Here is a 677-nt window from a genome sequence, read left to right as displayed (position 1 = left end):
CTTCGATCCGACTTTTAACAGCCGCCGGATTTTGCACGTCTGTATTATCTTCATTATTGTCGGTCACATCATCAACCAACTCTTTATTTTTCAGCGCCCAAATAGAGCCGAAATCAACGCTGATAGATTGTCCGTACATCGCGTTAATAGCTTCAACGCCAGCAATACGGTTTGCCATCATTGAATAAACCAACGGAAACAGGCTATCTTCTGCCGCGTCTAATTCTGACGAAATAAGGCGTTCAGCTTTCATATTGAAGTTGGAAGAAATACCCACTTCATTATAAAGATTAGATTTCAAATACTGGTGATAAGCAATAAACGGCGTTGAATCTGCACCCGCCGCCGTACCGCTTGCCTGTACCTTTACACCGTCAAAGAACGGGTTTTCACCGATTACCGCTAATTCACCGTCAACAATCTTTTTCAGATATTGATTAGCTGAATCTTTGGTTTTATCGTCAGGCGCTGAAATCAACTTTTGAGTGCGGGAATTAAAGCCCCACATTACCAAGTTAATATCATTTTCAACCAGCAGAGAATTACCCTTTTCAAAGATAGGATATAAACCCATCTTCATATCGTCGTTACAGATTAATACGCCGTCTGTTTTCAGGTCTAGCGTCTTATTAAAATTCAACGCTGGATTACTGATAACAATTTGCGTAGGGTTTCCG

At 41.1% G+C, this 677-nt stretch carries 1 protein-coding gene; it reads right to left on the bottom strand.

Annotated elements, in window-relative coordinates:
- Nucleotides 1-677, bottom strand: a 677-nt coding sequence (locus tag N1032_RS25695; protein WP_259543445.1) for a hypothetical protein, incomplete at both ends; no start/stop codon positions are given.

Source organism: Herbiconiux daphne, from assembly GCF_024979295.1.
GTDB lineage: Bacteria > Actinomycetota > Actinomycetes > Actinomycetales > Microbacteriaceae > Herbiconiux > Herbiconiux daphnes.
This window is presented reverse-complemented; position numbering and strand designations above follow the sequence as displayed.